Origin of the sequence: Hymenobacter ruricola, from assembly GCF_015694525.1 — a bacterium.
Taxonomy (GTDB): Bacteria; Bacteroidota; Bacteroidia; order Cytophagales; family Hymenobacteraceae; genus Hymenobacter; species Hymenobacter ruricola.
In genome coordinates this window covers 80628-98712 of record NZ_JADQDM010000005.1, presented here as the reverse complement: position 1 = coordinate 98712, position 18085 = coordinate 80628, and the positions used below count along the sequence as shown (strand labels likewise).

Genomic DNA, 18085 nt, shown 5'->3' with positions numbered 1-18085 from the left:
AATCATGAAAATAGCGCGTGTGCAAAAAGGAGTAGCGGCCGCCGTATTCGCCGCCGGCGTGGCCCTGACGGCCTTTCGCCCCCGGCCCACCGACGAAACCCTGCTGCAGCGAATTGCCCGGCAGGTGGCCGAATACTACACCGCTGCCCGGGGCGAAAAAGCCTACCTGCACCTCGACCGGCCCGTATACGCCACCGGCGAAACCATTTGGTTCAGCGCCTACGTGGTGGACGCCTCGCAGCACCGGCTCGACTCGCTTAGCCAGGTGCTGCACGTCGATTTGGTGTCGCCGCAGCACCAGGTGGTGGCCCGGCGCACGTTGCAGCTGCGCGGCGGCCGCGCCACCGGCGACCTCGACATTGCCGACTCGCTGGCCGCCGGCACCTACGTGCTGCGCGCCTACACCAACTGGATGCGCAACGCCGGCGACCAGTTCATCTACAGCCGCCGCCTGAGCGTGTGGCCCGCCTCGCCCCTGAGCCCGCCCGACGTGCCCCAGGGCACTCCCGCCACCGGCAGCAAAAGCAAGCCCCTGGCCAGCGCCAGCCGGCCCGACGTTCAATTTTTTCCGGAAGGCGGCTACCTGGTGGAAGGCTTGCCCGCTGTGGTGGCTTGCAAAGCCACCGACGCCAGCGGCCGGGGCCTCGACGTGCGCGGCCAGATACTGGACGCCCAGAACAAGGTGGTGGTGTCGGCTTTCAGTAGCCGGCACGGCGGCATGGGGCGCTTTCCCATGGTGCCCGGCGCCGGCCAGCGCTACCACGCCCACATCGCGCTGCCCAACGGCAGCACCGCCGACTACCCGCTGCCGGCCGTGCAGGCCAGCGGGTACACCCTGCACGTGGTGGAAAACGCCACCGATTTTCTGGTGGAGGCGCGCTACCGCGGCGCTGCCGGGGCCCCCGCGCCCGGCCCCGTTCAGCTGATGACGCAGGTGCGCGGCGTGGTGGCCTACCCCGGCCCGCGTCCCGTGAGCGCCGAGGCGCCGGCCACCTGGCGCATGCCCAAGAAAAACTACCCCACCGGCATCGTGCACTTCACGCTGTTCGACGCGCAGGGCGCGCCGCGGTGCGAGCGGCTGGCCTTTGTGCAGAACGGGGCGCCGGGCCTGCGCATCAGCCTCACGCCCGACCAGGCCAGCTACGGGCCGCACGCTCCGGTGCAGCTCAGCGTGCGCGTGACCGATGCCGCCGGGCAGCCCGTGGCCGCCAATTTCTCGGTGGCCGTGAGCGACGCCGCCCTGGCCGGCCTCGACCCCAACGCCGAAACCATTGCCTCCAACCTGCTGCTGACGTCCGACCTGGTGGGCTACGTGGAAAACCCGGGCTACTACTTCCGCAACCAGTCGGCCGCCACCGCCCAAGCCCTCGACGACCTGCTGCTGACCCAGGGCTGGCGCCGGTTTGTGTGGAAAGAAGTGCTGGCCGGCCAGGCGCCGCCCGTCACGTTTTCGCCCGAGCAAAGCATATCCCTCACGGGGCAAATAGTGAGTGCCAACGGTAACCGGCCCATTCCCAACAGCCAGCTGACTTTCCTGCAAACCCGGCCCGAGAAAAACCTCACCACCGCCACCACCGACGGGCAGGGCCGGTTCAGCTTCGTGGGCATTCCGGTGCGCGACACGGCCATCATTACCCTGCAGGCGCGCCGGGCGCAGGGCGGTTCCAACGTCCTCATCAAGCCCGATACCGGCCCGCCCGTGGGCAGCGACCCACTGCCGCAACTGCCGCAGCTATCGGCAGCTCCGGCCGGGGTGGCGGCCTTCGTGCGCCGCAGCCGCCAGGCCCAGGCCGCTGAGCTGGACCTGCACCCCGAAAAGGCCGTTCGCAACATCAACCTCGGCAACGTGTCCGTGACGGCCAAGCGCGAGGCTGTGCCTCGCGACGACCCGCGCCGCCTATATGGCGCCTCCGGCGGCACCGTCGTCGACTTCGCCAATGACCCCTCGGCTAATTCTGGTATAAATATTCTTCAGTTTCTGCAAGGCCGCGTGGCTGGGCTCGTCATCAGCGGCAACGGGCCCGACATGTCGGTCCAGATTCGGGGCAGCGGCACGCCGCAGTTCATTCTGGACGGCATGAAAGTGGATGTGGACGTCATTACCAACCTGAGCGTGTCCGACGTGGAAGCGGTGGAAGTATTTAAAGGGGCACAAGCGGCCATTTTTGGCGGTAACGGCGGCGCCATTGCCGTGTACACCAAGCGGGCCAACCCCAACTACAAAGGCGCCGACCGGCCCCCGGCCCCCGGCATTGCCACCGTGAAGCTGCCCGGGTTCTACCCCGCCCGTGAGTTTTACCAGCCGCGCTACAACGCCCTGCTCACCAACCCGCCGGCCGACCCGCGCACCAGCACCCTCTACTGGAACCCCACCGTGCGCACCAACGCCAGCGGCCAGGCCGAGTTGCATTTCTTCACCGCCGACGGCGGCGGCACCTTCCAGGCCGTGGCCGAAGGCCTGAGCCAGGGGGGCATCCCGGCGCAGGGCTCCTCCGGCCCCATGGTGGTGCGGGGCAAGTAATTTAGCCTGATTTACCAACTAAGAGGCCCCGCTGACAATGCCAGCGGGGCCTCTTTGAGTAAGTAAACGTAACCCTGGCTGTGCTATTCGCGCACCAGCCGTTGGGTGAGCGTTGCGTCAGCGTTGGCGACGCGCAGCAGGTACACGCCTTTGGCCAGGTGGCTCACGTCGAGCAGCACGGGTGCGCCGGTGCCGGCCAGCGGCTGTTGCTGCACTACCTGGCCCAGCGCGTTGAGCACGGTGAGCGTGGCCGCTTGCCGGAAGCCTGCCAGCTCTACGGTAGCTTTGCCAGCCGTGGGGTTGGGGTACACACTGAGGCTCATGCCATTCCGGGCCGCGCGCGAAGCCGAAATCAGTCCGCTCTGGCCCTTGAGCACCACGTCTTTCAGCAGAGCGTAGCGGCCCGAGCTGGAGCTGGCGCAGGCGAAATACAGGCGCACCGTCAGGGTTTGGCCAGGGCTCAGCGTGGTGCCCGAGGCGTTGTTCAGGGCGAAGCGGTAGGTTTGGTTGGGGCTGGTGTTCTGGTTGGCCAGCGCAATGGGCGTGGCGAAGGCGCCGTTGGCGGTGCCGGGCAGCACGCCCGCCGGGCCCCGGCCCCCGGTCACGTCCGTCGAGTCGCTCACAAAATTGCTCTTGGAGTACGCCACGGCCAGCTTGCCCGTGGTGTTGTAGAAAGCCGACCACAACAACACCGAATCAACCCGCACCCCCGCGGTGGGCGGCGCCGTGATGGTGAACTGCTCGTAGTGGCGGCGGCTCACGCTGCTACCGGGGCCGTTGGTGGGAGCAGCGGTGCCCCACAAGCCGTCGGCGGTGGGCGCAAAGGCCTGGCCGTAGCGCGTGGAGCGGGCCGGGTAAGCCGTCGCGGTAGTGCCATTGGAGAGCACAAAGCGCCGGAACGTGGGCGCGCTGGCCGGCGTGCCCGCTGCCCGAATGGCGGCGCTGTCCTGGTCACTTACTTTCAACGACCACCATTTCACCGGGTCCGACACGGGCGCCGGAGTATTCACTTTCGAACCGGTCACGGCCACGTTTTGCGGGGCGGCCGCCGTGCTGGTGTGCACAATGTTGCCGGCGTAGAGGCCCGCCGTTGCCGCGTTCAGCCGCACGCTGATGGTGGTGGCCGCCACCGTGTTGGCCGTGGGCGCGAGCACCAGCGGGCTGGCGCTGCCGAACCAGGTGGTGCCGCCGTTGGCCGATATTTCGTAGCCCGCGGGGGGCGTCACGGTCAGGTTGGCCGTGAGGTTGGTGGCCGACAACGAGTACGTCTGCACCGCCGAGGTGCCGGTCTGGTATTGTGCAAAAGCGCCCAGCGCCGCCGTATTCGTCACAATAGTGGCCACGCTCGACACGGTGGCCGGCAGCGTGGTGTGGGTGGCCAGGCCTGCCTTCGACGCCTGCACTTTGTAGTAGTACACGTTGCCGGGCGTGGGCAGCACGTCGGTCATCTGGAAGTTGTAGGTCGAATCGTTGGTGGCCGTTACCGTGTTAATCGGCGTGTAGGTCACGTTGTCCGTCGAGCGCAGCAGGTCGTAGCGAATGCCCGCCATGGCCCAGCTGATGTTCCAGTCCAGGGTGGTTTGGGTGGCGCCCTTGGTGGCGCGGAAGTTCGACACGGCAATGTCCGGCGTGAAGGCCGTGCACACGTTGCTGGCCACGGCGCAGGGGTTCCAGGTGCCGAATACGGTGCTGGTTTGGTACTGGGCCGTGTCGGCCACGGCCAGCTGGCGCGACCACGCCACGCGCGGCGTGGTGTTCACGTTGCGGCCGCTGAAGTACTTGGGCCGAAACTCGCCGTAGGTAATCAGGCTCACGTCGGTGCCGGCGTCCCAGGTGGTCCAGCCCGCGGGCTGAATCTGGTTGAAGCCCAGCGTCGGCTTGATGAGCACCACCTTGTTCTGGGCCAGGGGCGCGCTGCCAGTCGAGTTCTGCCAGGGGCGGCCCAGGTAGTACAGCGTCGCGCCGGTGTTGGCGGGCAGCTTAGCATCATGAAAAATAAAGCCATAGGCCTGGCCCGGCGGCGTGTTGGCGGCCGTGATGTAGGAGGCGCCGGCCGCCGCGCGCGACTTGGCGTACACCACGCAGCGGTCGAACACGTCCACCGAACTGCCGAAGATGAAGTCCACGTTGCCGTCAATGTAGCAGTCGCGGAAGTAGTGCATCGGCGTGCCGCTGCCCTTCACGTAGAGCGTGTCCTGGTTGCCCAGGAAGCGGCAGTTCTTGAACACGGCGTGGTCGGCATTCAGCAGCACCGCCACCGCCTGGGAGCCATCGCCGAAAGCATTTTCGAAGGTGATGTTGAGCGCCGAAAAATCGGGCGCGTTCACGCTGAAACTGGCCGAGTTCTGGGTGCCCAGGGCGACGCCGCCCACGAGGGTACTGGCGCCGTCGTCATACGTCAGAATGGTGTTGGCCACGCTCTCGCCCACCAGCTGCAGAAACGGTTTGTTGGCCGGAATGTTGATTTTTTCGCGGTAACGGCCATTTTTGATGAAGATGGTGTACACCGTCGTGCGGCCCGTAGGCGCCGCGTTGATGGCGGCCTGCACCGTGGTGAAGTTGCCGGTGCCGTCCTGGGCCACGGTCACGTCGAAGGCAAAGGCCTGCGAGCCAACGGCTAGCAGGAGAAAAGCCAACAAGGCCCAGAAGCGGGCCGCGGGGCGGGGCCAGGTGAACTGGGTGCGGTAAGAGTGTCTCATATAAAAACGAGGGGGTGTTAGATGGGAATTCAATTGATATTAGACCAGTAAGCGCGCAAAGCGCGTTGGATTCAATGGCTCAATTGGAAAATCATTGCCGAAAGCGTTGTCGCCCTGCGGCCCAACGGATTATCCAAGAAAGCAACCTCTGAAACCAGCCCGCGCTGCTTTAGAAGCCGCGCCAAGCCCAGGGATTAGCCCGTTGCTTTTCAAGTAAAAAAGCGCCTCCGGATGGTCCAGAGGCGCTTTTTTATTTAGTAGGCAACCAAGACCGTCTATTCCTTCACGATGCGGGCGCTGCTGCGCTGCAGGCCGTCGGCGTACTCCACCAGGTAGAGGCCTTTGGTCAGGCTGCTCAGGTTGAGGGCGGTTTCGGTGCTGCCGGGCTGCGCGGCAAAGGCCGCCACTTTGGCGCCCGTCACGCTGAACACGGTTACGCGGGCGTCGCGGCTGGCGGCGGCGTGGGGCACGGTCAACTGGCTCTGGGCCGGGTTGGGGTACACGCCCAGGTTGGTGGACACCATCGAGCGGGCCGCGAGGATGTTGGCCACGTAGGCCTGACGGCTCTTAAACGTCACGTTGCGCAGCAGCACGTAGCGGCCAGCGGTGTTGCTGCCAATGGCCGGGTACAGGCGCACCGTCAAGGTTTGGCCGGCGGCCAGGGTCAGGCCGGTGGCGCTGTTGTTGAAAGCAAAGTGGAAGTCGTCCTTGGGGTTCAAGGCGTTGTCCTGCGGCAAGTAGGCGTAGTTCAGGGCTGCGCTCGTGCTCGAAGTGACGGCGCCGAAAGTGCCGTTGTGAGCCGTCGGCAGGGTGCCGCCGGGCGTAGCCGGCACGCTCGTGCTGCTGCCCGGGTTGGTGGTGGGGCCTTTGGCATAGCTGAACTCGGTGGAGTCGCTGGTGAACCCGTTCAAGGACCACAGCAGCGCCAGACGGCCGTTGGTCGTTTGGGTGGTGCGGATGTTGAAACCGAGTGAATCGACCCGCAGCGCTGCCGTGGCCGTGATGGAAAATTGCTCGTAATAAGCGCCTTTGGGCGAGCTGGCCAGGGTGCTGAACCCGCTGCCGTCGGGTGCCGCGCCGAATGCTTGCCCTTTGGAAGAATAAGCAGGCACCGAGCCGCCAGCAGTGCCGCCATCGGACAGCACCAGTTTGAGCGAGGTGTTATTCGAGGTATGGAGCAGGGGAGTACCGGCTGTCACGCCCGCCGAGCGCACCGCCGAGTTGTCGCTGTTGTTGGCGGTCAAGGGATACTGCACAAAGACAGCAGTTTGGGCGTGCGCCGCTTGCACAAAGCCCAGGCCTCCGGCTACCAGTAGCGTCGTAAGTAGATGATTTTTCATCGGTTTTAAAAATAAAAATGAAACAAAAAGAAGAAATTTAGTGATTTTAGGCGCCCCTGATATGATTAAAGAAGGCTTTACCTCTGCAATCTGGGATTTTATACGTCAAAAGGCAAGCTTGCATTCACTTTTAATTGCGCAATCGTTGCCGGGAACGATGTCAGAAGGCCATTTTTATGGGGTGAGTTTCCTCGCCAACAGAGCCGGATAAAGTCAGGACTTCCTCACCGGTGAGACATCAGAAGTAGGGCGTAATGGGTGTGGCTAAGACGGACGCGACCGGGCAATGCGAGAACGTTCCCGGCAACGATTGCGCAATTAAAAGCGGTTTTTAAGCCAATTGCAAGGGCTTATCGGTTCGGAACGGGCCTAATATTGCTAGGGCAATACCGCTCTTTTTTCTTTTCAACGGCTTGCCCTGGCGCGTGCAGGCCCTTCCCAATCGTTTCTATATGAAATCAACCTTGATGGTGCTGCTCGGCGGGGCCACGGCCTGCCTCACGGTAGCTTTCCGGCCCGCGGCCGGGCCCTCCGCGCAGCCTTTGCCAACCGGAAGCTCCGCCGCGGCCGACCTCCCCAACCTGCCGCCGGTGCTGCAGGCCTCTTTTCCCAAAGACACCTTTAACCTGACCAAATACGGCGCCGTGGCCGACGGCCAGACCCTGAACACCGAGGCGTTTCGCAAAGCCATTGAGGCCTGCGCCGCGAGCGGCGGCACCGTGCTGGTGCCCCGCGGCCTGTGGCTGACCGGCCCCATCACCTTGAAAAACAACGTGAACCTGCACCTGGCTGCCGGCGCGCTGGTGCAGTTCACGGCCGACCGCAGCCAGTACCCGCTCATCAAAACCAGCTGGGAAGGAGAGGACGCCATCCGCAGCCAGGCCCCAATTTCGGGCGTGGACCTGACCAACATTGGCATCACCGGCAAGGGCACTTTTGACGGGGCCGGCGACGCCTGGCGGCCGGTGAAGAAGAGCAAGCTCAACGAGACGCAGTGGCAGAAGCTGGTGGCTTCGGGCGGCGTGCTGTCGGAGAAAAAGGATGCGTGGTACCCGTCGGCTGCCTCGCTGAAAGGCAACCAGCTGGCGGCGGCCGGCACGCCCCGCAAGAGCCTCAATCCGGCCGACTTCGCCGACATTCGCGATTTCCTGCGGCCCAATATGCTCAGCCTCACGCGCTGCAAGCAGATTTTGCTGGAAGACTTCACTATTCAGAACTCGCCGGCCTGGACCATTCACCCGCTGCTGTGCGAAAACATCACGCTGCGCCGCGTGACGGCCAAAAACCCCTGGTACGGCCAGAACACCGACGCCTTGGACCTGGAATCGTGCCGCAACGGCCTGGTGGAGGGCTGCACGTTTGACGTGGGCGACGACGGCATCTGCATCAAGAGCGGCCGCGATGAGCAGGGCCGCAAGCGCGGCGTGCCCACCGAAAACTTCATCGTGCGCGACACCAAAGTGTACCACGCCCACGGCGGCTTCGTGATTGGCTCCGAAATGTCGGGCGGTGCCCGCAACATCTACGTCAGCAACTGCACCTTCATGGGCACCGACGTGGGCCTGCGCTTCAAAACGGCCCGCGGCCGCGGCGGCGTGGTCGAGAACATCTTCGTGGACGGCGTGGACATGACCGACATCGCCGGCGAGGCCATCCTGTTCGACATGTACTACGCCGCCAAGGACCCCGTGCCGCTGCTGGGCGAAAGCACCGCGCCGCTCGTCATTGCCCCGCAGCCGCTGAACGAGGGCACGCCGCAGTTCAAAGGTTTCCGCATCAAAAACGTGACCTGCAAGGGCGCCACCACCGGCATTCTGGTGCGCGGCCTGCCCGAAATGAGCATCAAGGACATCAGCATTGAGAACGCCGTGCTGGAAAGCAAAAAAGGCCTCGTGTGCCAGGAAGCGGAGAACATTCGCCTGAAAAACGTGGCCCTGATTTCGACTGACACCGCGCCGGTGATGGAAGTGCAAAACAGCCACAACATTGCGCTGGACGGCATTCGCTACACCAGCGGGGCCGAGTTGCTGCTGCGCGTGACCGGCGACCGCAGCCAGGACATCCGCATCACCAACACCAACACCAAGCTGGCCAAAAAAGACGTGCAACTGGGTGACAAACTGGCCAAGAAAACGGTGCTGATGTCGCAGAAATAGCCCCGCGTAAATTAATTCGCCTGGCGTAGCCCGGCCATGGCTTGCTTCACGAAGCGGGCCGTGGCCGGGCTACTTTTTGCTTCATGCGTTTTTCATAAAGCCGGTGAGTGGTGATTCACCTACCGGCCGGGCTGCCGGGAACGTTCCCGGCATCGTATGCGCAAATAAAAAGGGGTTGTCGGGCCTGAAAATGAGGTTGTGCCTATAGGAGTAGCCTAATATTGGTTAGTCCATCGGTGGGCAAAAGTGCTGAGTGCCACCGAGGAGAAACGTATTGCTCACCTCATTTCCCTTTACTGCAATGGCACAACCTCTACTTCGATTGTTCATGCTGGCGCTGCTCCTCGGCAGTGCCCTGCTGAGCCAGGCCCAGGCCGGCCGCCAGCTAAAAGGCCGGGTGCTCGACAAGAGCTCGGGCACGGGCCTGCCGGGCGCGGCCGTGGTGGTCGAAAACACCAACAACGGCACCAGCACCGATGCTGATGGCGGCTTTACGCTCCAGGTGCCCGGCGCCGGCCCGGTGCGGCTGGTGGTGAGCTACGTGGGCTACGTGGCCCAAACCGTGACGGCCACCGACGGCGCAGCGCTCGACGTGGCGCTGTCGGCGGACCAAAAATCCCTCAATGAAGTGGTGGTCATCGGCTACGGCACCCAAAAGCGGAGCGACGTGACCGGTTCCATCATCTCGGTGAAAGAGGAAGACTTGAAAAAGGTGCCGGCGGCCAACGTGATGGAATCGTTGCAGGGCCGCCTGCCGGGCGTGGACATCACCCGCAGCAGCGGCGCCTCGAACTCGGGCGTGAACATTACCGTGCGCGGCAACCGCTCGCTCACCGCCAACAATGGCCCGCTGTTCATCGTGGACGGTATCCAGTACACGTCCATTCAGGATATCAACCCGAACGACATCGCCTCGATGGAGGTGCTGAAAGACGCGGCGTCGACAGCCATTTACGGCTCGCGCGGGGCCAACGGCGTTATCATCGTGACCACCAAAAAGGGCGCTTCGGGCAAAACCACCGTCACGGTGAACTCCTACGCGGGCGTGACCGACGTGGCGCTCTACCCGCTGGTGAACGACGCGGCCGGCTACATTGCCCAGCGCCGCGAGGCCTACCGCACCACCGGCCAATGGAACAGCCCGGCCGACGACTCGAAAATCTTCTCCACGTTTCAGCAAAAGTCCATCGCCGACGGCGTGTCGACGAGCTGGCCCAAGGAGTTTTTGAAGCAGGGCATGCAGCAGGAGCACCAGGTGGGCCTGGCCGGGGGCGGCGACCACACCAAGTTCTACCTCTCGCTGGATTACTACAACGAGAAAGGCAACCTGCGGCTCGACAACCTCGACCGCTACTCGGGCCGCATCAACCTGGAGCACGCCGTGTCGCCCAAGTTCAAGGTGGGCACCCAAAGCCAGCTCACTTACTTCAACCAAAACAACCGCCGCGACCCGCTCAACATCGCCAACAAAGTGGACCCTTTGGCCGCGCCCTACGATGCCAGCGGCAACCTGGCCGTTTACCCCAACAGCGGCAGCTTCATCAACCCGCTGTCGGACGAAGTGAACGGCAACTACGAGAACAACATCCGCACGATGCGCACCTTCATCACGGCCTACGCCGACTGGCAGGTGCTGCCGGACCTGAATTTCCGCTCCAACGTGGGCCTGACGCTGGGCAACGCCCGCACCGGTCAGTTTCAGGGTTCCAACACGGTGGACCGCAACGGCTCGGTGCCGCTGTCGTCCTACGCCACGCAGTTTGACACGAACTGGAGCTGGGAAAACATCCTGAACTACAACAAAACCTTCGGCGACCATTCGCTGACGCTGACCGGGGTGACGTCGCTGCTCACGTTCAACACCGAATCGAGCCGCGCCCAGGGCGCCAACCAGCTGCTGGGCTACCAGCTCTACTACGCGCTGGGCAACGCCAACCAGCAGCTCAACATCAACAGCGGCTACTCCAACAGCAAGCTGATTTCGTTCTCGGGCCGCGCGCAGTACAACTACAAGAGCCGCTATTTGCTGACCCTGACGGGCCGCTCGGACGGTTCTTCCAAGCTGGCGAAGGGCAACAAGTGGGCCTTCTTTCCCTCGGCCGCCGCGGCCTGGCGCATTTCGGAAGAGAATTTCCTGAAAGACCAGACCCTGATTAGCGACCTGAAGCTGCGCGTGAGCTACGGCCTGGCCGGCAACTACGACATTCCGCCCTACTCGTCGCAGTCGCTGCTCACGCGCATTCCGTTTGCCTACGGCGAGACGTCGGCCCCCGGCTACGCCTTCAGCAACCGCATCGGCAACCCCGACTTGAAGTGGGAATTGTCGACCACGGCCAACGTGGGCCTAGACTTCGGCCTGCTGAAAAACCGCCTCACGGGCTCGGTGGACGTGTACGAAACCAACACCCGCGACCTGCTGCTCGACCGCGTGCTGCCCTACACTTCCGGCGTGAGCGTCATTACCCAGAACGTGGGCAAAACCCGCAACCGCGGCGTGGAGCTGGGCCTGAACGCACTGGTGATGCAGCGCGGCGATTTCCGCTGGAACGTGGCCGCCACGTGGTACAAGAACGTGGAAGAAATCGTGGCCCTGAGCACCGACGCCAACGACATTGCCAACGGCTGGTTCATCGGCTCGCCCACCCGGGTGTTCTACGACTACGAGAAAATCGGCATCTGGCAAACCGGCGACGACAAGCCCGCCGGTGTGAAAGCCGGGCAGATTAAGGTGAAGGACCAGGACGCCAGCGGCACCATCACGGCCGCGGCCGACCGCAAGGTGCTGGGCTCGGCCCTGCCCAAGTGGAGCAGCAGCCTGAGCACCGACGTGAGCTACAAAGGCTTTAGCCTCGGCGCCCAGATTTTCGCCCGCTACGGCCAGATGATTAACTACGAGTACGACCAGCTGTTCGACCCCCAAGGCACCGAAAACAGCTCGCGCCAGGACTACTGGACCCCCGAAAATCCCACCAACAGCTTCCCGCGCCCCGACGCCAGCCTGTCGAAAACGACCCTGCAAAAAAGTCTCTACGGCACCACGCTGGCCTACCGCGACGGCTCCTACGTGAAGCTGCGCGCCGCCACGCTGGCCTACAACCTGCCCGCCGGCCTGCTGAGCAAAGTGGGCGTGGCCTCGGCCCGCGTGTACGTGCAGGGCAAAAACCTGCTCACCCTGAGCCACATCCCCAACTACGACCCCGAGCGCGCCGCCTCGGCCGCCGCTTCCTCGGCTGAGCGCACGGTTACGACCTCGGACACCAGCACCAGCAACGGCGTGGGCCTGGCCCCGCTCTCCAACCCCATTCCGCGGGTTATCATCGTGGGCATCAACCTCGGCTTTTAACTCCCACCCACCTTTTTAGTCGATTTCATCCGATGAAATACACTGCTTCCATTCTAAAAAAAGCGCTGGTGGCCGGAGTGCTGCTGAGCGTGCTGCCGGGCTGCGAAAAACAGCTCGAAGAATACAACCCTTCCGGCGTGACGCCCGAGGCGGCCTACGCCACCCCCGCCGGCTTCGAAAGCCTGGTGAACTCGGCCTACTCCTACAACCGCTGGTGGTACGGCAAAGAAGACGGCTACAGCATGTCGGAAATGGGCACCGACCTGTGGCACCGCGGCGCCGGCGACGTGAACCCCGACCTGACCGACTACGCCACCCTGCAGTCGAGCTCGGTGGCCGTTGAAAGCCTGTGGGGCAAGCTCTACGCCGCCATCAACATCTGCAACGCAGGGGTGGAAAATGTGGGGAAATCGGGCTTGCCGGCCGCTACGCAGAAAATCCGCGAGGGCGAACTGCGCTTCCTGCGCGCGTTCTACTACTGGCACATCGTCGAGACCTGGGGCGGGGTGCACTTCACCACGCAGTCGACCACCGGCGTGCAAACCACCGCCAACCGCACTCCCGTCGAGGTGTTCTACAAGCAGATTATTGACGACCTGACCATCGCCATTGCCAACCTGCCCAACACCACCACCGACTACGGCCGGGCCACCAAGCCCGCCGCCGAAACCTTCCTGGCCCGCGTGTACCTCACCCGCGGCAACAACCAGGACGCCGCCACGCTGGCCCAGCGCGTCATCACCGCCTACAGCTTTCAGCTGCAGCCGCGCTTTGCCGACCTCTGGAACATGGCCAACGAGCAAAACCGCGAGGTGATATGGGCCGTGAACTACGCCAAAGACCTTAGCCTGAACGACCTGGCCGATGCCACGGCGTACCCGAACGGCCACCCGCGCGGCAGCAACAACGGCCACCTGATGTTCTTGATGAAGTACGACGACCAGCCCGGCATGGTGCGCGACATCGCCAACGGCCGGCCCTTCAACCGCTACATGCCCTCGCTGTTCCTGCTCAACCTGTTCGACGAAAGCAAGGACTCGCGCTACCTCGCCACCTTCAAAACCGCCTGGATTGCCAACGTGGCCGTGCCCGGCAGCCTGGCCGTGGGCGACACCGCCATCCTGGCCACCAAGCGCGTGGTGTCGGCGGCCCAGAAAGCCGCCAAAAAGTACCGCACCTGGGACCAGAGCGCCGTGTACCGCGCCAACGGCACCGTGGGCGGCGACCGCCTGCATTACGTGTGCCTCAAGAAGTTCGACGACCCCACCCGCCCCACGCTCAACGAGGCCCAGAGCGCCCGCGACGTGTTTGTTTTCCGCCTGGCCGACGTGTACCTGATGGCGGCCGAAGCCAACTTTAAGCTGGGCAAGCTCACCGATGCCGCCACCCAGATTAACGCCGTGCGCGTCCGGGCCGCCATTCCCGGCAAGGAAGCCCAGATGCGAATCGCCGAATCCGACATCACGCTCGACTTCATCCTGGACGAGCGCGCCCGCGAGCTGGCCGGCGAGCAAATCCGCTGGTTCGACCTCAAGCGCACCGGCAAGCTGGTCGACCGCGTGCGGCGCTTCAACCCGGAGTCGGGCCCCAATATCCAGTCTTACCACGAGGTGCGGCCCATTCCGCAGCGCCAGCTCGATGCCATCACCAACAAAAGCGAATTTATTCAAAACCCCAGCTACCGCTAGTTCTTAGCGGCGTAGCAAAAAGCCGTCTGGATAATTCCGGACGGCTTTTTGTCTGTAATCTTAAAAGCAGCGCGAACTTTGCAGCGCGCGTTCCTGTGTCGCTGTGGTTTCGTGGCGAGGCACCGGCCGTAGCATCCGCGCGGTTTCGCGCCACCGCCCCATTCATTTCCCCGCATCCAATTTCCTCCTATGAACCCTCGCTTGCTTGGCGGCTTACTGCTGCTAACCGCTTCCCACTCCTTGTGTGCGCAAACGGCGCCGGTGGCCACGCCCATGTCGCAGCGCATGGCCGACGCGTTCATTTCCTGGCACCCCGATTCCATCGTCATCGGCAAAAACAAAACCGCCCGCTGGGACTACGAGCAAGGCCTGATGATGCGCGCCTTGGAGCGCGTGTGGCAGCGCACCGGCGATGCCAAGTATTTCGCCTACATCCAAAAAGACCTCGACCAGTTTGTGCAGAAGGACGGCAGCATCCGCACCTACAAGCAAGAGGATTACAACCTCGACAACATGACCACCGGCCACGCCCTGTTGCTGCTGGCCCAAACGTCGGTGCCGGGCAGCGACAAGTACGTGAAGGCCGCGCAGTACCTACGCAAGCAACTCGACGGGCAGCCGCGCACCAAGGAGGGCGGCTTCTGGCACAAGAAGGTGTACCCCAATCAGATGTGGCTCGACGGCCTCTACATGGCCGAGCCCTTCTATGCCGAGTACAGCCAGGTGTTCAACCAGCCGGCCGGGTTCGACGATGTGGCCAAGCAGTTCGCGCTGATTGAGAAGCACTTGGTGGACCCCAAAACCGGCCTGCTCTACCACGGCTACGACGAAAGCAAGGAGCAGGCCTGGGCCAACAAAGCCACCGGCCAGAGCCCCAACTTCTGGGACCGGGGCATTGGCTGGTACAGCATGGCGCTGGTCGACGTGCTCGACTACTTCCCCCAGAACCACCCGCAGCGCCCGGAGCTCATCAAAGCCATTCAGCGCCTGGCGCCGGTGCTGGCCAAGTACCAGAACCCCAAAACCGGCACCTGGAGCCTGGTAATGGGCCAGGAAGGCCGCCAGGGCAACTACGCCGAAGCCTCGGGCAGCAGCATGTTCGTGTACGCGCTGGCCAAGGGAGTGCGCAAGGGCTACCTCGATAAAAAGTACGCCGAAGTGGCCAAAAAAGGTTATTTCGGGGCGATAACGGCCTTCGTGGAAACCCAGCCCACCGGCGCGCTGGCCTTCAACGGCACCGTGAGCGTGGGCGGCCTGGGCGGCAAGCCCTACCGCGACGGCTCCTACGAGTACTACCTCTCCGAGCCGCTACGCAAAAACGACCTCAAGGGCGTGGGCCCGTTCATCCTGGCCAGCACGGAAATGGAAATTGCCGCCGAAAACGCCATCGGCCAGGGCAAAACCGTGGGCCTGGACTACTACTTCAACCACGAGATGCGCAAAAGCCCCGTGACGGGCGAGCCGGAGCAGTGGCACTACACCTGGGAGGAGCGCCAGCACGGCGGCTTCTGGCTGTGGGGCAACCAGTTCCGCGAGCTGGGCGCCAAAACGGTGGCCGTGCCCGCCGCGCCCACGGCTGCCAGCCTCAAGCCGCTGAGCGTTTATATCATCGTCGACCCGGACTCGCGCAAGGAGTCGCCCAAGCCCAACTACGTGCAGCCCGCCGACAGCAAGGTCATCACGGAATGGGTGAAGGGCGGCGGCACCCTCGTGCTCCTGGCCAACGACACGGCCAACTGCGAAACCAAGCATTTCAACGAGCTGGCCAAAAACTTCGGCGTGCAGTTCACCGACCAGAGCGTGAACATGGTGCAGGGCACCCAGTTTGAGCAGGGCAAAGTGGACTTGACTTCGGGCAAAACCGTGTTCAAAAATGCCAATACCGCCTACGTGAAAGAATTGTCGGTGCTGTCGGTGGCCAATCCGGCCAAACCGCTGGTCACCAACAACGGCAAGGTCATCATGGCCACGGCCGCGCTGGGCAAGGGCCGCGTGTTCGTCCTCGGCGACCCGTGGCTGTACAACGAGTACACCGACGGGCGCAAGATTCCGGCCTCGTTCCAGAACTTTCAGGCCGGCAAAGACTTGGCCACCTGGCTGCTGAGCAAGTGAACCCGGAAATACAGTTACAAAACAAAGCCGGCCGGGAGTTTCCCGGCCGGCTTTGTTTTGTGGCTTTGGCAAGTGGGGACTCACTGCCCCGGCACCTATCGGCATCGGTTGCGAGAACGATTACGCAAGTAAAACCAAGATTTTCCTTTCAGAAGCCGTTTTTTTACCGCAACATTACCTTTCCATAGCTTCGCCAGCCTTGCGCCCGTCGGCGCGGGAGGCGGCGCCACCTTCATTTCCTCTCTTCTTTCAATGAACAAGCACGCCCTCGATACGATAGACTACATCGTATTCTTCGTCTACTTTCTCATCGTATCCGGCTACGGCGTCTGGGTGTACCGGCGCAAAACCGGCCACGACGGCACCCTGGAGGGCGATTCCAAAGATTACTTCTTGGCCGAGGGCTCGCTCACCTGGTGGGCCATCGGCTCTTCGCTCATCGCCTCCAACATCTCGGCCGAGCAGTTTGTGGGCATGTCGGGCTCGGGCTTCAAGATGGGCCTGGCCATTGCCACCTACGAGTGGATGGCGGCCATCACGCTGGTCATCGTGGCCGTGTTCTTCATTCCGGTGTATCTGAAGAACCACATTTTCACCATGCCGCAGTTCCTCAACCAGCGGTACAACGGCACGGTGGCCATGATTATGGCCATTTTCTGGCTGGCCCTCTACGTGGTGGTCAACCTAACGTCCATTCTCTACCTCGGCGCCATTGCCATCAGCAGCATCGCGGGGCTCAACCTCGATTTTTGCCTGTATGCGCTGGCCGCGTTTGCCGTCATCATCACGTTGGGCGGCATGAAGGTGATTGGCTTTACGGACGTTATTCAGGTCTTCTTCCTCATTCTGGGCGGCCTGGCCACTACCTATTTGGCCCTGAACCTGGTGGCCGAGCACTACCACCAGTCGGGCGTCATCAACGGCTTCCACCTGATGACGCAGAACGCCGGCGACCATTTCCAGATGATTTTCAAGAAAGACAACCCCAACTACCTCGACCTGCCCGGCCTTACGGTGCTGCTCGGCGGCATGTGGATTGTGAACCTTAACTACTGGGGCTGCAACCAGTACATCACGCAGCGCGCGCTGGGCGCCGACCTGCCCACGGCCCGCGGCGGCATCCTGTTCGCGGCCTTCCTCAAACTGCTGATGCCCGTGATTGTAGTGCTGCCCGGCATTGCGGCCTACGTGCTGTATAAGCAGGACGTGTTCGGCGCGGCCGAATTTGGCGCCGGCGCCGACCTGAACCCCGACCGCGCCTACCCGGTGCTGCTCAACATCCTGCCCATCGGCCTGAAAGGCTTGTCCTTCGCCGCCCTCACGGCCGCCGTGGTGGCCTCGCTGGCCGGCAAGGCCAATTCCATTGCCACCATCTTCACCCTCGACGTCTACAAGAAGGTCCTCAACCCCAACGCCTCGGAAAAGACGCTGGTGGCCACCGGCAAAATCACCGTCGTGGTGGCCATGATTCTGGGCGTGCTGATTGCGCCGCACCTGGGCATCGACAAAAAAGGCGGTTTTCAGTTCATTCAGGAGTACACCGGCTTCGTGTCACCCGGCATTTTTGCGATGTTCATCTTGGGCTTCTTCTGGAAAAAAACCACCTCCAGCGCTGCCCTGTTTGCTACCATTGGAGGTTTTGCCGCATCGGTTTTCTTAAAGGTGCTGCCGCTGCAACTGCACGCAGATTTGTCTTGGCTGGCGCCGTTCGGTTTCGCGTCGGTTAGCCAAGACCCCAAAGAGCACGGGGCGTATGTGATTCCTTTCCTTGACCGCATGGGTTTCGTGTTCGTCTTCTGTGTGATTGGCATGGTGCTCATCAGCCTGTTTGAAGCCAGCCGCGGCGTAAAAACCAAGGGCCTGGAAGTGGACCGCAGCATGTTTGTGCCGCAGCGCAGCTTCGCCATCGGCGCCATGACCATCGTGGTTATTCTCACCACGCTCTACACCATTTACTGGTAAGCCGGCAACTCTTCCGGGAGTGGCTGTTGCGGCCCGCTGGCACCTGCCGGCGGGCCGCTTTGCTTTGGGCGGCTGTGCCGGGGCTAAAGTAAAAATACAAGATGTCAGATGTTGCTATCAGGCATGAAGCCGGCTGGCCGGTGAAGTGAATAAAGTGGATGAAGCGCGGGATGAATTGGTTTATTTTGTAGTGAAAGGGCCCTGTCGCTTAATTGAGCTGTTATTAATTTGGACTGTCTCGGAATATTCGCTTAAATTCGCACT

Annotated in this window: 8 protein-coding genes; 6 read left to right on the top strand and 2 right to left on the bottom strand. The window is 62.8% G+C overall.

What is annotated here, in order from left to right:
* Positions 1 to 4: 4 nt before the first annotated feature.
* Entirely contained in the window at positions 5 to 2521 is a 2517-nt protein-coding gene (locus tag I2H31_RS11945) for a TonB-dependent receptor plug domain-containing protein (protein ID WP_196293271.1), read from the top strand.
* An 83-nt stretch (positions 2522 to 2604) separates the two neighbouring features.
* Here the strand turns inward: I2H31_RS11945 and I2H31_RS11940 are convergent, their stop codons facing one another.
* Together I2H31_RS11940 and I2H31_RS11935 are read right to left on the bottom strand one after the other, a co-directional pair.
* Entirely contained in the window at positions 2605 to 5220 is a 2616-nt protein-coding gene (locus I2H31_RS11940) for a pectinesterase family protein (protein WP_196293270.1), read from the bottom strand.
* Positions 5221 to 5495: 275 nt separating this feature from the next.
* A complete protein-coding gene (locus tag I2H31_RS11935) occupies positions 5496 to 6560 on the bottom strand; it encodes a T9SS type A sorting domain-containing protein (protein WP_196293269.1) in 1065 nt (354 codons plus the stop codon).
* Positions 6561 to 7012: 452 nt separating this feature from the next.
* Here I2H31_RS11935 and I2H31_RS11930 point away from each other — a divergent pair, with 452 nt between their 5' ends.
* The 5 genes from I2H31_RS11930 to I2H31_RS11910 all read left to right on the top strand — a co-directional run bounded on the left by I2H31_RS11930 (position 7013) and on the right by I2H31_RS11910 (position 17821).
* Positions 7013 to 8716, top strand: coding sequence for a glycoside hydrolase family 28 protein (locus I2H31_RS11930; RefSeq protein ID WP_196293268.1), 1704 nt, complete (start codon positions 7013 to 7015; stop codon positions 8714 to 8716).
* A 301-nt stretch (positions 8717 to 9017) separates the two neighbouring features.
* Complete coding sequence (locus I2H31_RS11925; RefSeq protein ID WP_196293267.1) at positions 9018 to 12059, top strand: SusC/RagA family TonB-linked outer membrane protein; 3042 nt, start codon at positions 9018 to 9020, stop codon at positions 12057 to 12059.
* A gap of 32 nt (positions 12060 to 12091) precedes the next feature.
* A complete protein-coding gene (locus I2H31_RS11920; RefSeq protein WP_196293266.1) occupies positions 12092 to 13747 on the top strand; it encodes a RagB/SusD family nutrient uptake outer membrane protein in 1656 nt (551 codons plus the stop codon).
* 189 nt (positions 13748 to 13936) lie between these two features.
* Positions 13937 to 15859, top strand: a complete 1923-nt coding sequence (locus I2H31_RS11915) for a glycoside hydrolase family 88/105 protein (protein ID WP_196293265.1) — start codon at positions 13937 to 13939, stop codon at positions 15857 to 15859.
* 252 nt (positions 15860 to 16111) lie between these two features.
* Complete coding sequence (locus I2H31_RS11910) at positions 16112 to 17821, top strand: sodium/sugar symporter (RefSeq protein WP_196293264.1); 1710 nt, start codon at positions 16112 to 16114, stop codon at positions 17819 to 17821.
* Positions 17822 to 18085: the final 264 nt, after the last annotated feature.

What these genes read in the sequence shown, in the direction of transcription:
- I2H31_RS11910 (WP_196293264.1), top strand. Translation starts at nt 16,112, where the DNA reads ATGAACAAGCACGCCCTCGATACGATAGACTACATCGTATTCTTCGTC.
- I2H31_RS11920 (WP_196293266.1), top strand. Translation starts at nt 12,092, where the DNA reads ATGAAATACACTGCTTCCATTCTAAAAAAAGCGCTGGTGGCCGGAGTG.
- I2H31_RS11915 (WP_196293265.1), top strand. Translation starts at nt 13,937, where the DNA reads ATGAACCCTCGCTTGCTTGGCGGCTTACTGCTGCTAACCGCTTCCCAC.
- I2H31_RS11940 (WP_196293270.1), bottom strand. Translation starts at nt 5,220, where the DNA reads ATGAGACACTCTTACCGCACCCAGTTCACCTGGCCCCGCCCCGCGGCC.
- I2H31_RS11930 (WP_196293268.1), top strand. Translation starts at nt 7,013, where the DNA reads ATGAAATCAACCTTGATGGTGCTGCTCGGCGGGGCCACGGCCTGCCTC.
- I2H31_RS11945 (WP_196293271.1), top strand. Translation starts at nt 5, where the DNA reads ATGAAAATAGCGCGTGTGCAAAAAGGAGTAGCGGCCGCCGTATTCGCC.
- I2H31_RS11935 (WP_196293269.1), bottom strand. Translation starts at nt 6,560, where the DNA reads ATGAAAAATCATCTACTTACGACGCTACTGGTAGCCGGAGGCCTGGGC.
- I2H31_RS11925 (WP_196293267.1), top strand. Translation starts at nt 9,018, where the DNA reads ATGGCACAACCTCTACTTCGATTGTTCATGCTGGCGCTGCTCCTCGGC.